17 protein-coding genes are annotated in these 19,202 nt (G+C 52.0%); all 17 read right to left on the bottom strand.

Annotation, left to right across the window (positions count from 1 at the left end; all coding sequences use genetic code 11):
- Positions 1–10 precede the first annotated feature (10 nt).
- The 17 genes from infB to KNP64_RS02300 all read right to left on the bottom strand — a co-directional run bounded on the left by infB (position 11) and on the right by KNP64_RS02300 (position 19,200).
- Positions 11–2,245 (bottom strand): translation initiation factor IF-2, encoded by a 2,235-nt coding sequence (gene infB, locus KNP64_RS02380; protein ID WP_138859583.1) that lies wholly within the window; start codon positions 2,243–2,245, stop codon positions 11–13.
- Positions 2,246–2,266: 21 nt separating this feature from the next.
- Complete coding sequence (locus KNP64_RS02375) at positions 2,267–2,563, bottom strand: YlxQ family RNA-binding protein (RefSeq protein ID WP_021067159.1); 297 nt, start codon at positions 2,561–2,563, stop codon at positions 2,267–2,269.
- A complete protein-coding gene (gene rnpM, locus KNP64_RS02370; RefSeq protein ID WP_167491800.1) occupies positions 2,560–2,838 on the bottom strand; it encodes an RNase P modulator RnpM in 279 nt (92 codons plus the stop codon). Before rnpM ends, KNP64_RS02375 begins: the two co-directional genes overlap by 4 nt.
- Entirely contained in the window at positions 2,835–4,001 is a 1,167-nt protein-coding gene (gene nusA, locus KNP64_RS02365) for a transcription termination factor NusA (protein ID WP_214763893.1), read from the bottom strand. The genes rnpM and nusA overlap by 4 nt, the downstream gene beginning before the upstream one ends.
- 12 nt (positions 4,002–4,013) lie before the next feature.
- The gene (rimP, locus tag KNP64_RS02360) at positions 4,014–4,484 is read right to left on the bottom strand and encodes a ribosome maturation factor RimP (RefSeq protein WP_034777274.1); all 471 of its coding nucleotides are present in this window, start codon (positions 4,482–4,484) and stop codon (positions 4,014–4,016) included.
- A gap of 119 nt (positions 4,485–4,603) precedes the next feature.
- Positions 4,604–8,896: a PolC-type DNA polymerase III gene (locus tag KNP64_RS02355; RefSeq protein WP_214791501.1), complete on the bottom strand. Its 4,293-nt coding sequence runs from the start codon at positions 8,894–8,896 to the stop codon at positions 4,604–4,606.
- 76 nt (positions 8,897–8,972) lie between these two features.
- A complete protein-coding gene (locus tag KNP64_RS02350) occupies positions 8,973–10,673 on the bottom strand; it encodes a proline--tRNA ligase (RefSeq protein ID WP_214763891.1) in 1,701 nt (566 codons plus the stop codon).
- Positions 10,674–10,719: 46 nt separating this feature from the next.
- On the bottom strand, positions 10,720–11,970 hold the full coding sequence (gene rseP, locus KNP64_RS02345) for an RIP metalloprotease RseP (RefSeq protein ID WP_214791503.1): 1,251 nt from the start codon (positions 11,968–11,970) through the stop codon (positions 10,720–10,722).
- 16 nt (positions 11,971–11,986) lie between these two features.
- On the bottom strand, positions 11,987–13,132 hold the full coding sequence (gene dxr, locus KNP64_RS02340; RefSeq protein ID WP_214710611.1) for a 1-deoxy-D-xylulose-5-phosphate reductoisomerase: 1,146 nt from the start codon (positions 13,130–13,132) through the stop codon (positions 11,987–11,989).
- A 12-nt stretch (positions 13,133–13,144) separates the two neighbouring features.
- The gene (locus KNP64_RS02335) at positions 13,145–13,942 is read right to left on the bottom strand and encodes a phosphatidate cytidylyltransferase (protein ID WP_138859590.1); all 798 of its coding nucleotides are present in this window, start codon (positions 13,940–13,942) and stop codon (positions 13,145–13,147) included.
- Between the two features lies 1 nt (position 13,943).
- Positions 13,944–14,681, bottom strand: coding sequence for an undecaprenyl pyrophosphate synthase (locus KNP64_RS02330; protein WP_034777251.1), 738 nt, complete (start codon positions 14,679–14,681; stop codon positions 13,944–13,946).
- An 83-nt stretch (positions 14,682–14,764) separates the two neighbouring features.
- Positions 14,765–15,325, bottom strand: a complete 561-nt coding sequence (gene frr / locus KNP64_RS02325; RefSeq protein ID WP_034777248.1) for a ribosome recycling factor — start codon at positions 15,323–15,325, stop codon at positions 14,765–14,767.
- The gene (gene pyrH, locus KNP64_RS02320; protein ID WP_138859591.1) at positions 15,322–16,047 is read right to left on the bottom strand and encodes a UMP kinase; all 726 of its coding nucleotides are present in this window, start codon (positions 16,045–16,047) and stop codon (positions 15,322–15,324) included. Before pyrH ends, frr begins: the two co-directional genes overlap by 4 nt.
- Positions 16,048–16,155: 108 nt before the next feature.
- The gene (gene tsf / locus KNP64_RS02315; RefSeq protein ID WP_138859592.1) at positions 16,156–17,037 is read right to left on the bottom strand and encodes a translation elongation factor Ts; all 882 of its coding nucleotides are present in this window, start codon (positions 17,035–17,037) and stop codon (positions 16,156–16,158) included.
- 117 nt (positions 17,038–17,154) lie between these two features.
- Positions 17,155–17,895, bottom strand: coding sequence for a 30S ribosomal protein S2 (rpsB, locus tag KNP64_RS02310; protein WP_214791505.1), 741 nt, complete (start codon positions 17,893–17,895; stop codon positions 17,155–17,157).
- Positions 17,896–18,047: 152 nt separating this feature from the next.
- Positions 18,048–18,416, bottom strand: coding sequence for a hypothetical protein (locus KNP64_RS02305; RefSeq protein WP_214710610.1), 369 nt, complete (start codon positions 18,414–18,416; stop codon positions 18,048–18,050).
- Between the two features lie 13 nt (positions 18,417–18,429).
- Entirely contained in the window at positions 18,430–19,200 is a 771-nt protein-coding gene (locus KNP64_RS02300; RefSeq protein ID WP_034777239.1) for a FliA/WhiG family RNA polymerase sigma factor, read from the bottom strand.
- Positions 19,201–19,202 lie beyond the last annotated feature (2 nt).

Here is a 19,202-nt window from a genome sequence, read left to right as displayed (position 1 = left end):
CCTCCTCGCTTTATTTACGTTCGACTTCTTTCATGATGAACGCCTCGATGACGTCCTCCACTTTGATGTCGTCGAACTTCTCTACTTTAATCCCACACTCGTAGCCTGCCGCGACTTCTTTGACGTCGTCTTTGAAGCGACGGAGCGTATCGAGTTTTCCTTCGTACACAACAATCCCGTTACGGATGATGCGGACGCCGGCGTCGCGTGAAATTTTACCTTCTGTGACGTAACAGCCGGCAATCGTACCGACTTTCGAGACTTTGAAGACGTCACGGACTTCAACTTGTCCTGTAATTTCTTCAACGAACTCAGGGTCGAGCATCCCTTTCATCGCGCTCTCGATTTCATCGATGGCGTTATAGATGATCCGGTGCAGACGCATTTCAACATGCTCTTGCTCGGCCATCGACCGGGCGTTCCCATCTGGGCGGACGTTGAATCCGATGATGATCGCATTGGCTGCCGAAGCGAGGATGACGTCACCTTCTGTGATGGCACCGACACCTTGGTGAACGATGTTGATTTTAACGCCTGCGACGTCGATTTTACGGAGTGAACCAGCGAGTGCTTCAGCCGAACCTTGAACGTCTGCTTTGATGATGACGTTCAAATCTTTGACTTCGCCTTCTTGAATACGGCTGAACAAGTCGTCGAGACTCACTTTAGCCGATTCGCGACGCTGTGACTCGAGGTAACGTTGGTAACGTTTTTCCCCGATTGCACGTGCTTTCTTCTCGTCTTCAAACACGATGAACTGGTCACCAGCTTGTGGGACGTCGTTCAATCCTGTGATCTCGATTGGAGTCGATGGACCGACTTCTTTCACACGACGACCGATATCGTTGACCATGGCCCGGACGCGTCCGAACGTGCTACCGACGACGATCGAGTCACCGATGCGGAGTGTCCCGTGTTGAACGAGAAGCGTAGCGACAGGACCGCGGCCTTTGTCGAGCTTCGCTTCAATGACCGAACCGCGAGCTGGCATTTCCGGCGTCGACTTGTACTCTTCGACTTCTGAGACGAGTAAGATCATCTCGAGCAACTCATCGATTCCTTCGTCCTTCAAAGCTGAAATCGGTACGAAAATCGTTTCGCCGCCCCACTCTTCCGGTACAAGACCAAACTCTGTCAATTCTTGTTTGACGCGGTCAGGGTTTGCGCCTTCTTTATCCATTTTGTTCACCGCGACGATAATCGGCACGTTTGCCGCTTTCGCGTGTGAGATGGCTTCTTCTGTCTGTGGCATGACGCCGTCATCCGCTGCCACAACGATAATCGCGATATCCGTCACTTCGGCTCCGCGGGCACGCATCGTCGTAAAGGCGGCGTGACCTGGTGTGTCAAGGAACGTGATCTTTTTACCGTTGACTTCAACTTGATAAGCACCGATGTGCTGCGTGATCCCGCCGGCTTCACCAGCAACGACTTTCGTGTTGCGGATCGAGTCAAGAAGGGTTGTCTTACCGTGGTCGACGTGACCCATGATCGTCACGACAGCTGGACGCTCCACAAGCTCATACGGAGAGAAGTCGATTTCTACTTCTTCAAAGTCCGTCTCGTCGATGAGGACTTCTTTCTCGACTTCGTAACCGAATTCAGTTGCAAGCAACTCAATCGTCTCGTCATCAAGTGTTTGGTTGATTGTCGCCATGACACCAAGACCCATCAACTTCATGATGATCTCGTTTGGCTTTTTATCCATCTTCGCAGCGAGGTCCGATACGCTGAGGACATCCTCGTACTTGATGACGTTGCCCATTTCAGACTCTTGCGCTAAACGAGCCGCTTTACGTTGACTCGTTTTCGAATTTGGATCCGCTTCTAATGGCACGGCTGCTTTCGCAGGTTTACCTTTGAATTTACCGCCGCGCTTTTTGTTGCGGTTGTCGTTGCGGTTGTTGCCGAAACGGTTGCCACCACGGTTACCCGCTTGGTTGCTTTGACCGCCAGACGCTTGTGGGCGTGCTTTCGGTGCTTCTTGTTTGCCAGCAGGCTTCGCGTCAGCCGGTTTTGACTTGGCAGACTTCGTTTCAGCTTGTTTCGTTGCAACCGGCTTGTCTTGCTTGTCAGCCGAACGGTATTTCTCAGGGTTGAAGACACGGTCGAGTTGCTTGACCGATTCCTCATCTAAGACAGCCATGTGATTTTTCACTGGCTTGTTCATTTTTTCGAGCTGAGTAATGACTTGTTTACTTGTTACATTCTGTTCTTTTGCAAATTCATAGACGCGTTTTCCCAAAGCATCCACCTCCGTTAATAGTTAAGAGAGAAGTTGCTTAAGCTTGTTCGCAAATCCGGATTCTGTCACAGACACGACGACTCGCATGTCTTTACCTAAAGCAGCCCCGATTGTATATCGGTCGCTCACTTCAATCAATGGAACACCATACGATGTACATTTGTCGGTAACCCGTTTTCTCGTAGACGCTCCTGCATCTCCGGCAAGGATGACGAGCTTGGCTCGGCCAGCTCGCACATCCTTCAACACAAACTCTTCTCCCATCGTTACTTTCCTCGCCCGTGCGGCAAGGCCTAACAATGATTCCCACTGACTCATGATTCGGCTCCTGTAACAGCTTGAAGTAGCTGCTCATAAAGCGCTTCACTTGTCTTCACTTTTAAATGATGATCGAGTGTCCGTTTTTTCTCTGCTAAACGAATCACGTCCGCATCTTTCGACAAATACGCCCCACGTCCGTTCAATTTACCGGTCGTATCGATGACGACATCGCCTTCCGGCGTCCGAACGACACGAATCAACGCTTGTTTCGGCAACATTTCTTGCGTGACCACACATTTGCGCAAAGGAAGTTTCTTTTGCTTCATGGTCATTCCTCTTCTTTCACCGTTGTCGGCTCGAGAGCGACGTCAACCGAGTCAGTCTGTTCCATTTCATTGTGAACATTTTCTGGCTCCGGTTCAACTTTTTCGGCGTACGTATCATACAAGTCCATGCCTTCAGCATCCGTTTCGCTCTTGATATCAATTTTCCATCCCGTCAATTTCGCGGCAAGACGGGCGTTTTGACCGCGCTTCCCGATGGCGAGTGACAATTGATAGTCTGGCACGACGACCGTCGTCGACTTGCTAGGTTCATTGACGTACACGTCAACGACTTGAGCCGGGCTGAGTGCGTTTTTCACGAACTCTTTCGGGTCGTTCGACCAACGGACGATATCGATTTTCTCACCGTTGAGCTCATCGACGATCGTTTGAACACGCTGCCCTTTCGGACCGACACAAGCGCCGACCGGGTCGACGATATCCGAATGGACGGCAATCTTCGAGCGATCGCCCGCTTCACGTGAGACCGACATGACGTCGACCGTACCGCTCGCGATTTCTGGTACTTCGAGCTCGAACAGACGACGCAACAGACCTGGATGTGTCCGTGAGACTTGGATGGCTGCGCCAGAACCTTTCGTCGTCGAATCGACTTTCGTCACATACACTTTGATACGGTCATGAATCTGGTACGATTCATTCGGCATCTGCTCGTTCGGTGTGAGCACCGCTTCGATATTGTTTTCAAGACCGATATACAAGTTGCGTGGGTCGAACCGTTCCACAATCCCCGTCATGATCTCGTCTTCTTTATCGACGAAGTGGTTATAGATGCGCTCGCGCTCGGCTTCCCGCATCTTTTGCGTGACGACTTGTTTGGCCGTCATCGCCGCGACGCGACCGAAGTCGCTCGGTGTGACTTCTTCTTTATGGAAGTCCCCTAACTCGTAGTTCGGGTCGATCTCATGCGCTTCTTCGAGCGACAATTGTTGCTCGGGATGCGAGAGACGTTCAACGACTTCAAGAAGTGCGAAGACACGAATATCACCAGTCACTTGGTCGAATTCAACTTTTACGTTTTCATTCGGGTTGGCGACGTTTCGGCGGTATGCCGAAATGAGCGCCTGCTCAAGTGCATCGATGATAATCTCCTTCTCGATTCCTTTTTCGTTAGCAATCTGTTCGATTGTTGTGAGTAATTGTGGCCCCATCTTTACCTCTCCTTAACTAAACGTGACCGCTAGGCGGGCTTGTGCAATTTTGTCTACCGGTAGCGATATCGCTTTTTTTCTTGTCTTAATACGTGTCTCGACGACGGCGGTCTCGCCGTCATATTCTGTCAAAATCCCTTCGAACTCTTTAGCACCTTCAATCGGGGCGAACGTCTTGATATAGACGTTCTTTCCAATCGCGCGTTCAAAGTCGGTCGGCTTCTTCAGCGGTCGCTCGGCACCGGGACTCGAGACGTCAAGATAATAGGCTTGTTCGATCGGATCGCTATCGTTTAGTTTTTCCGAGAGTTGTTCGTTGATGTTGACGCAATCATCTAAATCGACGCCCCCCGGCTTGTCGATATAGACGCGCAAGAACCAGTCTGGCCCTTCTTTCACGAATTCGACATCGACCAATTCCATGTTCTCACGCTCCACGATCGGCAACGCGATCGCTTCGACGACTTCTGTTATTTTGGACACTCTCATCCCTCCTTCTGGCTTTTACATACAAGAAAGGAGTAGGGTTCCCTACTCCTTTCCGTCGTAGTATCCAACATTGTTCGATACCAATATATCATATTTTCCCGTTTTTTCGCAACTTACACCCCAAAATCAAAGAACGAGAGTTGGTTCTCATCCGGGAGGCCTTCGAGACATTTCATCGTATCGAGCGTCTCAACGATCGTCTTCGACAACTTGGCCCGTTTGCGCAAGTCTTCTTTTGATAAGAACTGTCCTTCGGCACGTGCATCGACAATCGCTTTCGCCGCGTTCGTCCCGAGTCCATCGACTGCATTGAACGGTGGGATGAGCGTGTTCCCTTCAATCAGGAATTCGGTCGCACTCGAACGATACAAATCGATGTTTTGGAACTTCATGCCGCGCTCCAACATCTCGAGAGCGAGCTCGAGCACGGTGTGAAGGCCTTTATCTTTCGCCGTGGCTTCAAATCCTTTTTCACGGATATCCGACATCGCTTTACGCACGGCCTGTGATCCTTTGATCATCGCCGACAAATCGAAGTCGCCGGCCCGGACCGTGAAGTACGTCGCATAATACAAGATTGGATGATGCACTTTGAAGTAGGCGATTCGCACGGCCATAAGCACGTACGCCGTGGCGTGCGCTTTCGGGAACATGTACTTAATCTTCTTACAAGACGAGATGTACCATTCCGGGACATCGTTGGCCCGCATCTCCGTCTCCATATCTTCTGACAAGCCCTTCCCTTTCCGCACCGACTCCATGATTTTGAAGGCGAATGACGGTTCGAGGCCCGCATATATCAAGTAGACCATGATGTCATCACGACACCCGATCACGTCTTTCAGTTCACACGTCCCGTTGTAGATGAGCTCGTTGGCGTTTCCAATCCAGACGTCCGTCCCGTGAGACAATCCAGAGATTTGAACGAGCTCGGAGAACGTCGATGGCTTCGTCTCTTCGAGCATCTGCCGGACGAATTTTGTCCCGAACTCTGGAATCCCGAGCGTTCCCGTCTTCGATTCGATTTGCTCTGGCGTGACACCGAGCACGTCCGGCGACGAAAAGATTTTCATGACTGTCGGATCGTCCGTCGGAATCGTCTTCGGATCGATACCGGACAAGTCTTGTAGCATCCGGATGGCGGTCGGGTCATCGTGACCGAGAATATCGAGTTTGAGCAAGTTGTCGTGAATCGAGTGGAAGTCAAAGTGGGTCGTTTTCCACTCGGATGACTTATCATCGGCCGGATATTGGATCGGCGAAATTTCGGCGATGTCCATATAATCCGGGACGACGATGATTCCCCCCGGGTGTTGTCCCGACGTCCGTTTGACGCCGGTGACGCCCGAGACGAGCCGATCGACTTCGGCGTTCCGATAAATCTTATCGTTCTCGGTCGCATAACCTTTCACATATCCATACGCCGTCTTATCGGCAATTGTCCCGATCGTCCCCGCACGGTACACATAATCCTCTCCGAACAACACTTTCGTGTAGGCGTGGGCGTGTGGTTGATATTCACCCGAGAAGTTCAAATCGATATCCGGTACTTTGTCCCCTTTGAAACCAAGGAACGTCTCGAACGGGATATCGTGCCCGTCCTTCGTATACCAAGTCCCACACTCCGGACATTGCTTGTCGGGAAGGTCATACCCGGACCCGACCGATCCGTCGTCGAAGAAGTGGGAATGTTGACACTTCGGACAGACGTAATGCGGCGGCAACGGGTTGACCTCGGTGATTTCGGTCATCGTCGCAACGAAACTCGAGCCGACCGAACCACGTGAACCGACGAGATAGCCGTCATCGAGTGATTTCTTAACGAGCTTATGCGAAATCAAATAGATGACCGCAAAGCCGTGTCCGATAATCGATTTCAGCTCTTTCTCGAGCCGGGCCTCGACGATTTCCGGCAGTTGTTCTCCGTAAATCGAACGGGCCATGTCGTAACTCATGTTCCGGACCTCATCGTCTGCGCCTTCAATCTTCGGTGTGTACAAATCGTCCGGAATGATTTGAATCGACTCGATTTGATCGGCGATCGCATTCGGGTTCGTGATGACGATTTCGCGGGCGAGTTCGTCCCCGAGGAACTTGAACTCTTCCATCATCTCTTTCGTCGTCCGGAAATGGGCGTGCGGGAGTTCTTTCCGCGTGTTGATGAAGTTGGCACCACCTTGCGTCCGAATCAAGATCTCTCGGTATGAGCGGTCTGTCCGGTCAAGGTAATGAACGTTTCCGGTCGCACATACCGGCAGGCCGGCCTGTCCGGCGACGCGAATGATCCGCTTAATGATTTCCCGTAACTCGAGCTCGTTGGCGACGATCTCTTTATCGATCAAATGCATATAGAGCGCCGGGGGATGAATCTCGATGAAGTCGTAGAACGCCATCATCTTCTCAAGCTCTTCGTCTGACTTGTTCAGGGCGGCGTCAAAAATTTCACCGTTGTCACACGCCGAACCGATGAGGAGTCCTTCACGACGCTTCACGATTTCCGAGCGCGGCATGCGTGCCATCCGGAACAAGTAATCGATGTGGGACAACGAGATTAGTTCGTATAAGTGACGAAGTCCCGGTTTTTTCGTTTTCGCATAAATCGTCGCATGGAACGGACGGATTTTCGAGACGTCGCTTCCGACTTTCGCGTTCAGTGAGCGATGCGTCTGCATCTCAAACATCTGTTTGGCGAGTTCGAGCAGTTTCATGAGCAAGTACGCCGTCGCCTCCGCATCATAGATGGCCCGGTGATGCTGGGTCAACTCGATATCGAATCGCTTCGCGAGCGTGTTGAGGCGGTGGTTTTTGAGCGTCGGTAAAATCGTCCGGGCGAGTTCGAGCGTGTCGATGACGGGATAGTCATCCGGCTCGTGCCCCCCGCTCCGAAGCGTCGCTTCTAAGAAGCCCATATCGAACGATGCGTTATGGGCGACGAGGATGCCGTCCCCGCACCAATCGACGAACTGTTTGGCGATGACTTCGGGATCGGGCTGGCCATGGACCATGTCGTCCGTGATGCCCGTCAGCTCGATTGTCGTAGCCGAGAGCGGATGTTTCGGATCGGCGAACGCCTCGAACCGGTCGATGATTTCACCGTCTTTAATTTTGACCCCGGCGAGTTCGATGATTTTGTTGTAGACGGCCGAAAGTCCGGTCGTCTCGACGTCGAAGACGACATACGTCGCATCATCGAGCGGGACATCGGTCGGGTGATACGCGACAGGCACGCCGTCATTGACGACGTTCGCCTCGACCCCGAACAGCACTTTGATGTCATTCTTTTTCCCGGCGTAATAGGCTTCCGGGAACGACTGGACGCCGGCGTGGTCGGTGATGGCGATGGCGCGATGGCCCCATTTGGCCGCCCGGGCGACGAGCGCCGACACGTTCGTGACCGCGTCCATCTGGCTCATTTGCGTATGCGCGTGTAATTCGACGCGTTTCTCGCCGGCCCACTCGTCACGGGCCGGTTCGACTTTCACTTCTTGCAGTTGCGATGCCATCATGCACAGTTCGCGCATGAAGCTGTCATCCTCGACCCGGCCGGCCGCTTGGATCCACATGCCTTTTTTGACGGCGCTGAGCATCCGGTCATCATCGTCATCGCGTGCGAACACTTTGACGATGAGTGAATCGGTATAGTCTGTCATCTTGAACGTGAACAGTTTCTTCCCGCTCTTCAGTTCTTTCCGTTCGGCCGAGAAGACGAGACCTCGGATGGCGACGCGTCGTTCTTCTTCGATGATCGTCTTGATCGGGACGATCTCGTCTTTGATCAAGGCGCCCATCCGTACCTCGGTGACCGGTTCATCGTTCGTCTCGGTCGCCTTCGCGAATTGCGCTGCGAGCGCGAGCTTCGCTTGTTCCAAATCTTCTTGCACGACTTGTTCACGGAGCGCTTGGTTTGCTTCTTCATTCTCCGAGAACAGCGCTTGGCAAGGTTTCTTCATAAAGCCATAGGCGCTATAGAGCGCTTGGACTTCTTGGCATAACTCTTTATCGACATAGTTCGCCTCAGGGGCCGAGCGCACCGGGATGAGCAATTTGTTCTGCTCAAAGCGCGGTGAGACCGATGCGAAATAACTGCGCATCGCACCCGACACTTGGCTGAGTTCACTGACGATACGCGGCCAATAGTCGATATAATCCTGTTCGGCACCGCCTGAGATCGTCGTGAAACGCGCGTACACCTCGTCAGCGAACGTCGCGTACCGGCTCTCGATTCGACTCATGAACAGTTGATACACCTCGTACGGCAACACGCGCTGCAACTGGAAATAAAACGTCCACGTCCGGCGCTGCTTGTTGACGACAAGTCGCGTCAATTCCGCATCGTCGAATTGTTCCGTCTCGGTCGTGATGCCGAGATCGGTCAAGAGCAATTGCATTTTTTGATTAGCTTCCACGGGTAAGAAGTCCCCCCCTTTTATCATTCGATGTCGAAAAATGAAGGTGACGGCAAGAAACCGTCACCTTCATCGATCATTTTGCCTCGTTCAGTTGCGCCGTGATCACACGTGGCAACTCATCTACCGTCGTCTCAAGGACTTCGCCAGTGGCACGTACTTTCACTTCGACGATACCTTCGCTCGCTTTTTTCCCGACGTTGATACGAATCGGAAGACCGATCAAATCAGCATCGGCGAATTTGACGCCAGCCCGTTCTTTACGGTCATCATACAACACATCGTACGTCGATGACAGCTCATCGTATAAACGGTTCGCGAGTTCGACTTGCGCTTCGTCTTTCGTGTTGATGGCAATCAAGTGCACATCGAACGGAGCGACGCTCTTCGGCCAAACGATACCGCGATCGTCATGATGTTGCTCGATGACGGCCGACAATGTGCGTGAGACGCCGATGCCGTAGCAACCCATAATGAGCGGTTCGGCCCGACCTTCTTCGTTCAAGAACGTCGCGCCCATCGCTTCTGAATAGCGCGTGCCGAGCTTGAACACTTGTCCGACTTCAATCCCGCGAGCGAAGCGGACCGGACCCGACTCGTCAGGTGCCATGTCGCCTTCGACGACGAAACGGAGGTCATGATACGTCAAATGCGACAAGTCGCGTTCGGCGTTGACATGCGTATAATGGGTGTTCGCCTCGTTGGCGCCACATACCGCGTCGACCAAATATTTGACGGCGTAATCGGCCACGACTTTGACCGGTGCATGAATCGGTCCGAGCGTGCCCGGCTCACAGCCGAACAAGTCGATGATCGTCGCTTCTTCTTCCATTTGGATGTCGAGTCCGCCAAGGGCGTTCTTCACTTTGACGTCGTTCGCCTCGTGATCACCTCGAACGATGGCCATGACCGTCTCGCCATCGACGTTGAAGAGGACCGACTTGATCGTCGTCTTCGTGTCGACGTTCAAGAAGCGCGCCACATCTTCAATCGTCTTATTGTCTTTCGTGTCGACCTTGTCGAGGGCAAGCACTTCGGCCGCTTGCATGTCATAGCGGTCGAGCGTTTCTGCCATCTCGATATTGGCGGCGTAGTTCGACGTGTCCGTATAGACAATCGTGTCTTCCCCGATATCGGCAAGCGCTTGGAATTCGTGCGTGTCTTTCCCGCCGATGGCACCCGAGTCAGCTACGACCGGGCGATATTTTAAACCGATGCGGTCAAAGATGTTGGAATAGGCGTTATACATGTTCTTGTATTCGTCGTCCAAGTCATCTTGTGTGGCGTGGAACGAATACGAATCTTTCATCAAGAACTCACGACCCCGGAGCAGTCCGAAACGTGGACGACGCTCGTCGCGATATTTCGTTTGAATCTGATACAAGTTGACCGGTAACTTTTTGTAGGAGTTGAGTTCATCGCGCACGATCGACGTGATGAGTTCCTCGTGCGTCGCACCGAGGGCGAAGCGACGATCGTGACGATCGGTCAATCGCATAAGTTCAGGACCATAAATACCCCAGCGACCCGTCTCTTCCCACAGTTCCGCCGGTTGAATCGCTGGCATGAGCAATTCTTGGGCACCGGCCCGGTTCATCTCTTCGCGGATGATCGTTTGAATCTTTTGTAACACGCGGTGGCCTAGTGGAAGATACGAATAAATTCCAGCGGCGTTTTGGCGCATGAAGCCCCCGCGGACGAGGAGTTGATGGCTGATGGCTTCTGCGTCGGCCGGCACTTCTCTAAGCGTAGGCATGAACAGTCTCGATTGTTTCATAGGTATCAACGTTTCCCTTCTATAACCCGATTAGATCTTACTATTATTATTTAAAGAATGATTGAATATCATTCCACGTGACGATCAACATGAGGAGCATGAGCAAAGCGAACCCGATAAAGTGGACGAATCCTTCCTTTTTCGGATCGATCGGCCGTCCGCGCACCGCTTCGAACAAGAGGAAGATGAGTCGTCCTCCATCAAGTGCCGGGAGCGGCAACAAGTTAAAGATGGCCAAGTTGACTGATAAAAGTGCCGTCCAGTTGAGGAGCATGATGAGCCCGCTCGCCGCCACTTCATCGGTCATGCGGACAATCCCGACCGGTCCGGCCAATTGGTCGACGCCCACTTGACCGGTAACCAAATCACCGACCGCGGAAAAGATGAGCGTCGACATCGTCCACGTCGTCTCAGCCCCAGTCGTGAAGGCTTTCGTCGGTGAACGCTCGAGCGCGTTCGTCACGCCCAATATCCCGACCGTCTCGCCGTTTTGTTCGACCGCTTGCGGCGTGAGCGTCACCGTTTGTTCTGCATCATCCCGAATATACGTCACTTCCGTTGGCGTGTCGGCACGATCGGCCAATACCGTCCGCAAATCGAGCCAGTTGTCGATCGGTTGACCCTCGATCGAGACGATTTCGTCGCCTGCGACGAGCCCGGCTTGATCGGCGGCCGAGTCTGGTTGGACCGTACCGATTCGTCCATCGTCCGTTGGCGTCCCTTGGACGAGACCGACGATGACAAGCAAGATGAAGGCAAGGACGAAGTTCATCGCTGGGCCGGCTGCAATCGCGAGCACACGTTTCCATACCGATTGAGCTCCGAACGTGCGGTCGTATGGGGCAATTTGAATTTCCATGCCTTGGTCGACGAGAAGCGTGTCCCGTTCAAGTGAATAGACACGGACCTCATCATCGACGAGTAACTGGATCTTCAATTCGCGAATCGAATCGAACTTGTCGACCGTCCCGACGACGTGCACGTCTTTTGCCTGGTCCGGCTGGAAGTAGACACGATCGACCGTGCCGGCGTTCGTCAGGCGTAACCCGACGTGTTGACCGGCTTTCACTTCGATCGGCTCAAAATCTTCTCCTGCCATTTTGACATACCCACCGATTGGCAATAAGCGAATCGTATACAGCGTCTCATTCTTTCTGAACGAGAGGATTTTCGGTCCAAACCCGATTGCAAATTCATGACAGAGAATCCCTGCCCGTTTCGCCATGACGAGGTGTCCCCATTCATGAACCGATATGAGTACCCCAAACATCAAAACGATGGCGATAAAAGTCGTCATTGTCTATTCCCCACCTTCACTTTCCTTGCTGAATTTGTTCTCGAACCGCTCGGTCGACTTGAAGGATCTGTTCGAGCGTCGGTTCTGCAATTACCGTATGTGTCTCCATCGCTTGTTCAACGATCCGTTCAATATCGAGGAAAGCGATCTCCCCGTTCAAGAACAGCTCGACAGCCGCCTCGTTGGCCGCATTAAGCACCGTCGGCATCGAACCACCGGCGCGTCCGGCCTCATACGCGAGGCGTAAGGCCGGATAACGCGTCAAGTCGGCTTCTGCGAAGTGAAGCGTTCCGATTTCTCTCAAGTTTAACCGCTTGTTCCCCTCGATTTCAAGACGTTTCGGACCGGAGAGCGCATAGAGGATCGGTCCCCGCATATCCGGATTTCCAAGCTGCGCCATGACGGCGGCGTCTTTGAATTCGACCATCGAGTGGATGATGGACTCACGATGAAGCACCACTTCAATATCATTATAATCGATATCGAACAACCAGTGCGCTTCGATGACTTCGAGTCCTTTATTGAACATCGTCGCCGAATCGATCGTGATTTTCGCCCCCATCGACCAGTTTGGATGTGCGAGCGCCTCTGCGACGGTCACGCCGTCTAATTCATCCCGCGACTTGTCACGGAAACTCCCGCCTGATGCCGTTAAGATGATTTTCGAGACGTCCTCTCGGCGTTCACCGTTCAAACATTGATAGATGGCCGAATGTTCACTATCGACTGGAAGCAGGCTGACCCCATGCTTCTTGACGGCTGCCGTGACGAGATGGCCCGCCGTGACGAGCGTCTCCTTGTTCGCCAAAGCGATGTCTTTACCTGCCTCGATGGCAGCGAGCGTCGGCTCAAGACCGACAGCCCCGACGACGGCTGTGACGACGATGTCAGCCCGCTCTGCGGTCGCACATTCGATCAACCCTTCAAGTCCGATAAAAAAGAGTGGTTCGTATGTAAGTCGTGGTTTGAGTCGTTCGAGCACTTCGATGTCTTTGGCGGACACGTATTTCGGCCGCAAGCGGTTGATCCATTCCTCGGCTACATCTACATTCGTTCCGAAGGCATAGGCCTCAAGTTCAAACAAGTCGGGGTGCTGTTCGATGACGTCACATGTCTGTACGCCAATCGAACCAGTCGCCCCGATTAAGCTGATTCGCTTCATCTTGACACTCCTTTATAACAAATTAAATACCCAGATGACGGTGAATACCGCGATCATACTATCAAAGCGGTCCAAAATGCCACCGTGTCCCGGTAACAGATGACCCGAATCTTTTACGTTGAATTGACGTTTATACGCCGACTGTACCAAGTCCCCGAGTTGCCCGACGACGGATACGACGACCGCGAGCACCACTACTTCGAGAATCGGCAACACCGGTTCGACGAGGACGTAGACGAGACCGACGACGATAGACGAGATGATCCCACCGACCGCCCCTTCAATCGTCTTGTTCGGACTGATTGAGGGCCACAGTTTTGTCTTACCGATTGCTTTGCCCGTGAAGTAAGCACCCGAGTCGGTCGCCCAAATCATGAACAGGACGAGAAGTACTTTGACGAGCCCATCCTCCGAAAGACGGACGAGCGCAAAACTAGAGAAACCGATGACGAGATAGACAGCAGATACAAAATAAAAACTCGCGTCTTCATACGTGAAACGGTTTTTTGTGACGACCGTCCAAAACAGGAGGAGCATTAAACCGAGCACCATCCATTGATTCGTCGACATCGGCATCTCGCCCATGACAAGCTGTCGCTCGAGCAACATCAATACGAACGGGAAGGCTACAAGGAGCGACGTCACAAGGAACGGAAACGCCGTCAACTTGTGATTGCGCATCATCGTGAACTCGCTCAGTCCAATCAAGGCGAGCACACCCATCAAGATGACGAACGGACTGCCCCCGAGGGCGATCAAGCTGACAAAAATGGCACCGGCCCAAAGACCGGTAATAATTCGAGTCTTCATGTCACACCCCACCAAACCGGCGCGTCCGCGCGTTATACGCTTCGATTGCCTCGACGAAGTGGTCTCGTTTGAACTCAGGCCATAACACGTCTGTGAAATGGAGTTCAGCGTACGCCCCTTGCCAGAGCAAGAAGTTCGAGAGACGCTGTTCCCCGCTCGTCCGGATAATCAAATCGACGTCTTGCATATTTGTCATGAGACGCTGTCCGATCATGGCGTCATCGATGTCGTCCGGTTGAATCTTCCCTGCCGCTACATCGCTGGCGATATGGCGCATCGCTTGTACGAGCTCGTCGCGGCCACCATAGTTTAAGGCAAAGACGAGATCCAGACCTGTGTTCGTCGCCGTGCGAGTACGAGCCTCATCGACTGCATCCCGCGTGCCGCGCGGTAATTTTGACACATCACCTGCGACGAGGACGCGAACATTTTGTTCGTCCAGTTCTTTTAAGTCCGTCTCTAAAAATTGTTTCGGCAATTTCATCAAGAAGTTGACTTCTTCTTCCGGACGCGTCCAGTTCTCCGTCGAGAACGCATAGAGCGTCAACGAACGGATCCCGAGTTCTTGGGCGGTGCGAACCGCTTCCCGGACCGATTTCATCCCTTCCCGGTGACCCATGATGCGAGGGAGTCCACGCTTTTTCGCCCAACGGCCGTTGCCGTCCATAATAATAGCGACGTGTTCGGGGATGCTCAGTTCCGCCTCGGTCTTCGTTTTAGGATTCACCCATTTAAACATACTCTATCCTCCTGATTGTATGAAAGAGGGACCCTCTCAGTAAAAGGGTCCCCACACAGCTTTTTGGTATACCACTTCCGTGATTACACTTCCATGATTTCTTTTTCTTTCGTCGCTGCAGATTCATCAATCTTTTTGATATACGAATCCGTTAACGATTGAACGTCATCCGCGTAACCGCGAAGGTCGTCCTCAGTCAAGTCCCCATCTTTTTCAAGCTTTTTCAAGTTCTCGTTGGCGTCACGACGAACGTTACGGACAGCGACTTTCGCTTCTTCCGCATATTTCTTCGTCACTTTCACGAGCTCTTTGCGACGCTCTTCCGTCAAAGCTGGGATGGCGAGACGAATGACGGTCCCGTCCGACGACGGCGAGAGACCAAGGTCGGCTTTTTGGATCGCTTTTTCAACGTCAGACACCATCGACTTGTCCCATGGTTGAATCAAGAGAAGGCGTGCTTCCGGTGTATTGATGTTCGCGACTTGATTGAGCGGTGTCGGTACGCCGTAGTAATCGACTTGAACCGGGTCCAAGATCGACGCGCTCGCGCGTCCCGTCCGAAGTGTCCCGAAGTCACGCTTCAGCGCGGAAACGGCTTTCTCCATTTTCTCTTCAGCAGTTTTCAATACGTCATTTACACTCATGAATTGATTCCTCCTACTACCGTCCCGATATGTTCCCCGAGTACGACACGTTTGATGTTTCCTTCTTCAAGCAATGAGAATACAATCAGTGGGATATGGTTGTCCATACATAGTGACGTGGCTGTCGAATCCATCACTTGGAGACCGTCCTTTAAGACGTCCAAGTACGTGAGCGTGTCGTATTTGACTGCATCCGGAACGAGTTTCGGATCGGCCGAATAGACGCCGTCGACGTTGTTTTTTCCCATCAAGATGACGTCAGCTTCGATTTCCGCTGCGCGGAGTGCCGCTGTCGTGTCTGTCGAGAAGTACGGGTTCCCCGTCCCTGCCGCGAAGATGACGACGCGACCTTTTTCAAGGTGACGCATCGCCCGGCGACGAATGTACGGTTCAGCCACTTGGCGCATTTCGATTGAGGTTTGGACGCGTGTTTGGACACCGTTCGTTTCAAGGCTATCTTGTAGCGCGAGCGAGTTCAATACCGTGGCGAGCATGCCCATGTAATCCGCATTCGCTCGGTCCATGCCGAGCTCGCTACCGGTCTTGCCGCGCCAGATGTTCCCGGCGCCTACGACGACGGCAACTTCGACGCCCAAGGCGACCAATTCTTTAATTTGCCCAGAGATCGAATTGACGATGGCCGGGTCAATCCCGTACCCTTGATCTCCAGCGAGCGCTTCCCCACTCAATTTTAACACAATTCGCTTATATTTCGGTTCCATACTTTGCCTCCTCTTGCTTGAAAAAAGGGAACACGCTCCCTTAACGAACTAACTCAAGGTTATACAGACGTGTTCCCAATTTTGATAGCACCATGTGAATGATGCAGATTATTTTTTAAGTTGGTTCATTACTTCTTCAGCAAAGTTTTCTTCGCGTTTTTCCATACCTTCTCCAACTTCGTAACGTACGAATGAGTTGATACGGCCGCCTTTAGACTCTACGTATTTCCCAACTTTGAAGTCAGCGTCTTTAACGAATGTTTGGTCGACGAGGCAGATTTCCTCGAAGTACTTGTTCATACGTCCCGCAATCATCTTCTCGACGATGTTGGCAGGCTTGCCTTCGTTGAGGGCTTGCTCAGTCAAGACTTTCTTCTCACGATCTGCTTCTTCAGCCGATACTTCGTCGCGTGTCGCGTAAAGTGGGCGTGCTGCTGCTACGTGCATGGCTACGTCTTTTGCAACTGTTTCGTCTGTTGTACCGTCGAGGACAACGACTGAACCGATGCGGCCGCCCATGTGGAGGTACGTGCCGAAGACTGCATCGTCCGCTTTTTCAAGGACAGCGATGCGACGGAGTGAGATTTTCTCTCCGATTGTCGAAGCTTCTTCTTGAATGTGTGTTTCAAGCGTTTTACCAGCTACGAATTCAGAAGCGAGTGCCGCTTCAACTGTCGTTGCGCCTGAAGTAAGAACAGCTTTTGCTACGTCTGAAACGAGTGTTTGGAACTTCTCGTTTTTCGCAACGAAGTCTGTTTCTGAGTTAACTTCGACGAGCGTAGCTTTGTTGCCTTCAACCGCTACTGCCGTCAAACCTTCTGCTGCGATACGGTCGCCTTTAGCTGCTGCTTTCGCGATCCCTTTTTCACGAAGGAAGTCGATTGCTGCTTGCATGTCACCGTTTGTTTCAGTGAGTGCTTTTTTGCAATCGAGCATACCTGCACCTGTTTTTTCACGAAGTTCTTTTACCATTGCTGCTGTAACTGCCATCGGAAATTCCTCCTTGTAAAACTTACAATTTTTTAAGAAAAAGCACTAAGGCTTTATATACGTGTCCTAAAAAAAGGTGATAAAAGGCTTTCCCTTTATCACCTGTTGTCTGACTGATTACTCAGCTTCTGTCGCTTCAACTTCTGGAGCTACCGCTTCTTCAGCTACTTCTTCTTCGCCTTGTTTCGCTTCGATGATTGCATCTGCCATCTTCGAAGTGAGCAATTTAACGGCACGAATCGCATCGTCGTTCGCTGGGATGACGTAGTCGATTTCGTCTGGGTCACAGTTTGTGTCGACAATCGCAACGATTGGGATGTTCAATTTGTGAGCTTCTGCAATCGCGATCCGCTCTTTACGTGGGTCAACGATGAAGAGTGCATCAGGAACACCTGGCATGTCCTTGATTCCGCCGAGGAACTTCTCAAGACGTGTCATTTCTTTTTTCAAGATGATGACTTCTTTCTTAGGAAGTACTTCGAACGTACCGTCAGCTTCCATTTTCTCAAGCTGCTTCAAACGGTTGATACGTTTTTTGATTGTTGAGAAGTTTGTGAGTGTTCCACCCAACCAACGCTCATTGATGAAGTACATACCTGAACGGAGTGCTTCTTCTTTGATCGTGTCTTGAGCTTGTTTTTTCGTACCTACGAAGAGGACGTTTCCGCCTTCTGCCGCGAGTTCACGAACGAAGTTGTACGCCTCGTCTACTTTTTTGACCGTTTTTTGAAGGTCGATGATGTAGATGCCGTTACGCTCCGTGAAGATGTATTTCGCCATTTTTGGGTTCCAACGGCGTGTCTGGTGACCGAAGTGTACACCAGCTTCGAGCAATTGCTTCATTGAAATTACTGCCATGATAAATTTCCTCCTTGTGGTTTAAAAAAGTCCTCCGCCTCGTTCATCGTTGTATTCCGACCTTTCGGCACCGAGGAATACCATCCCGAGACGTGTGTGATGTGTTTAACACCAAAAAATACTATAGCATATGTCCGCCAATCCGGCAACTCTCACTTTTTGCGAAGTTTGGCATAAAGGGCGACTTCTCCCTCACCTTTTCCGAGGAGTCGGGCCGTCTCCCGGACCGAATGGTTCAGTAAAACGTCCTCGACGTGCGGTGCTGATTGCGTATCGTCATCCGATGTCTCTCGTTTTGGCTCCGCATGGGTCGACTGAGCACCGGCAACCTCTTCGTTTGAGGACGCTGGTTGTTTCACGACATCGTTCATCGATTCCATGAACGACAACAGGAGGGCCTCGGTCTCACGTTTCTCGTGCTCGAGTTGCGTGACGCGAGCGGTCAACGCCTGGACTTGACGAAATAAGATCAGCAGTCCGTAAGCGACGATACAGGCGATTGCGATATATACGATGGTCATCTCCATCCCTCCTTCACGATGTCTTTTCTTCTAAATACGAACGTCCAAGTGCAAGCTTTAACGTCTTTAACGCCTTGGAATGGATTTGGGAGATACGTGACGTCGACAGTTCCAACACTTCGCCAATCTCGGTCAACGTCAACTCGTCGAAGTAGAACAACGAGACGACGAGACGTTCTTTCTCGGACAAGTGCTCGATTTCGGTCGTCAGCACGTCGAGCAGCTCGCGCTGCAATAGCGTATCCTCCGGTTTTTCAGAGTCAGGGTCGAAATACGTGACGGACATGACCTTGCCTTCTTCTTGAAGCGTCACCGCTTCATCGATCGACAACATGTTCGCGAAGTACCCTTCCGCCATCGCCTTCTCGATTTCCGACACCGGCAGTTCGCAGGCGCTCGCGAGTTCTTCTTTCGTCGGGGCCCGGTGCAACTTCTGCTCGAGTTGTTCGGCGATGTGATCAATTTTTTTCACGCGTTCGCGCACCGAACGCGGTAACCAATCAATTTTCCGCAGCCCATCGATGATGGCGCCACGTATCCGAAACGCCGCGTACGTGTCAAACTTGTTGTTGTGTTCTGGATCATATTTCATGAGGGCATCGTACAATCCCATGTAACCCAAACTTTTCAATTCGTCGCGTTCGACGCTCTTCGGGAGCGTCACGATCATTCGTTGCACGTGATAATGGATGAGGAACTCGTAGTGCGCCAATAGTTCATTCGCTGTATCCATATCGCGGTCAGTGTTCCAACGATCCCACAACTCGGTAAGCTGAGTCGTCATGT

Origin of the sequence: Exiguobacterium sp. s64, from assembly GCF_018618035.1 — a bacterium.
GTDB classification, from domain to species: Bacteria; Bacillota; Bacilli; order Exiguobacteriales; family Exiguobacteriaceae; genus Exiguobacterium; species Exiguobacterium mexicanum_A.
The sequence above is the reverse complement of the archived record's forward strand: the minus strand, read 5'-3'. Positions and strand labels throughout refer to the sequence as shown.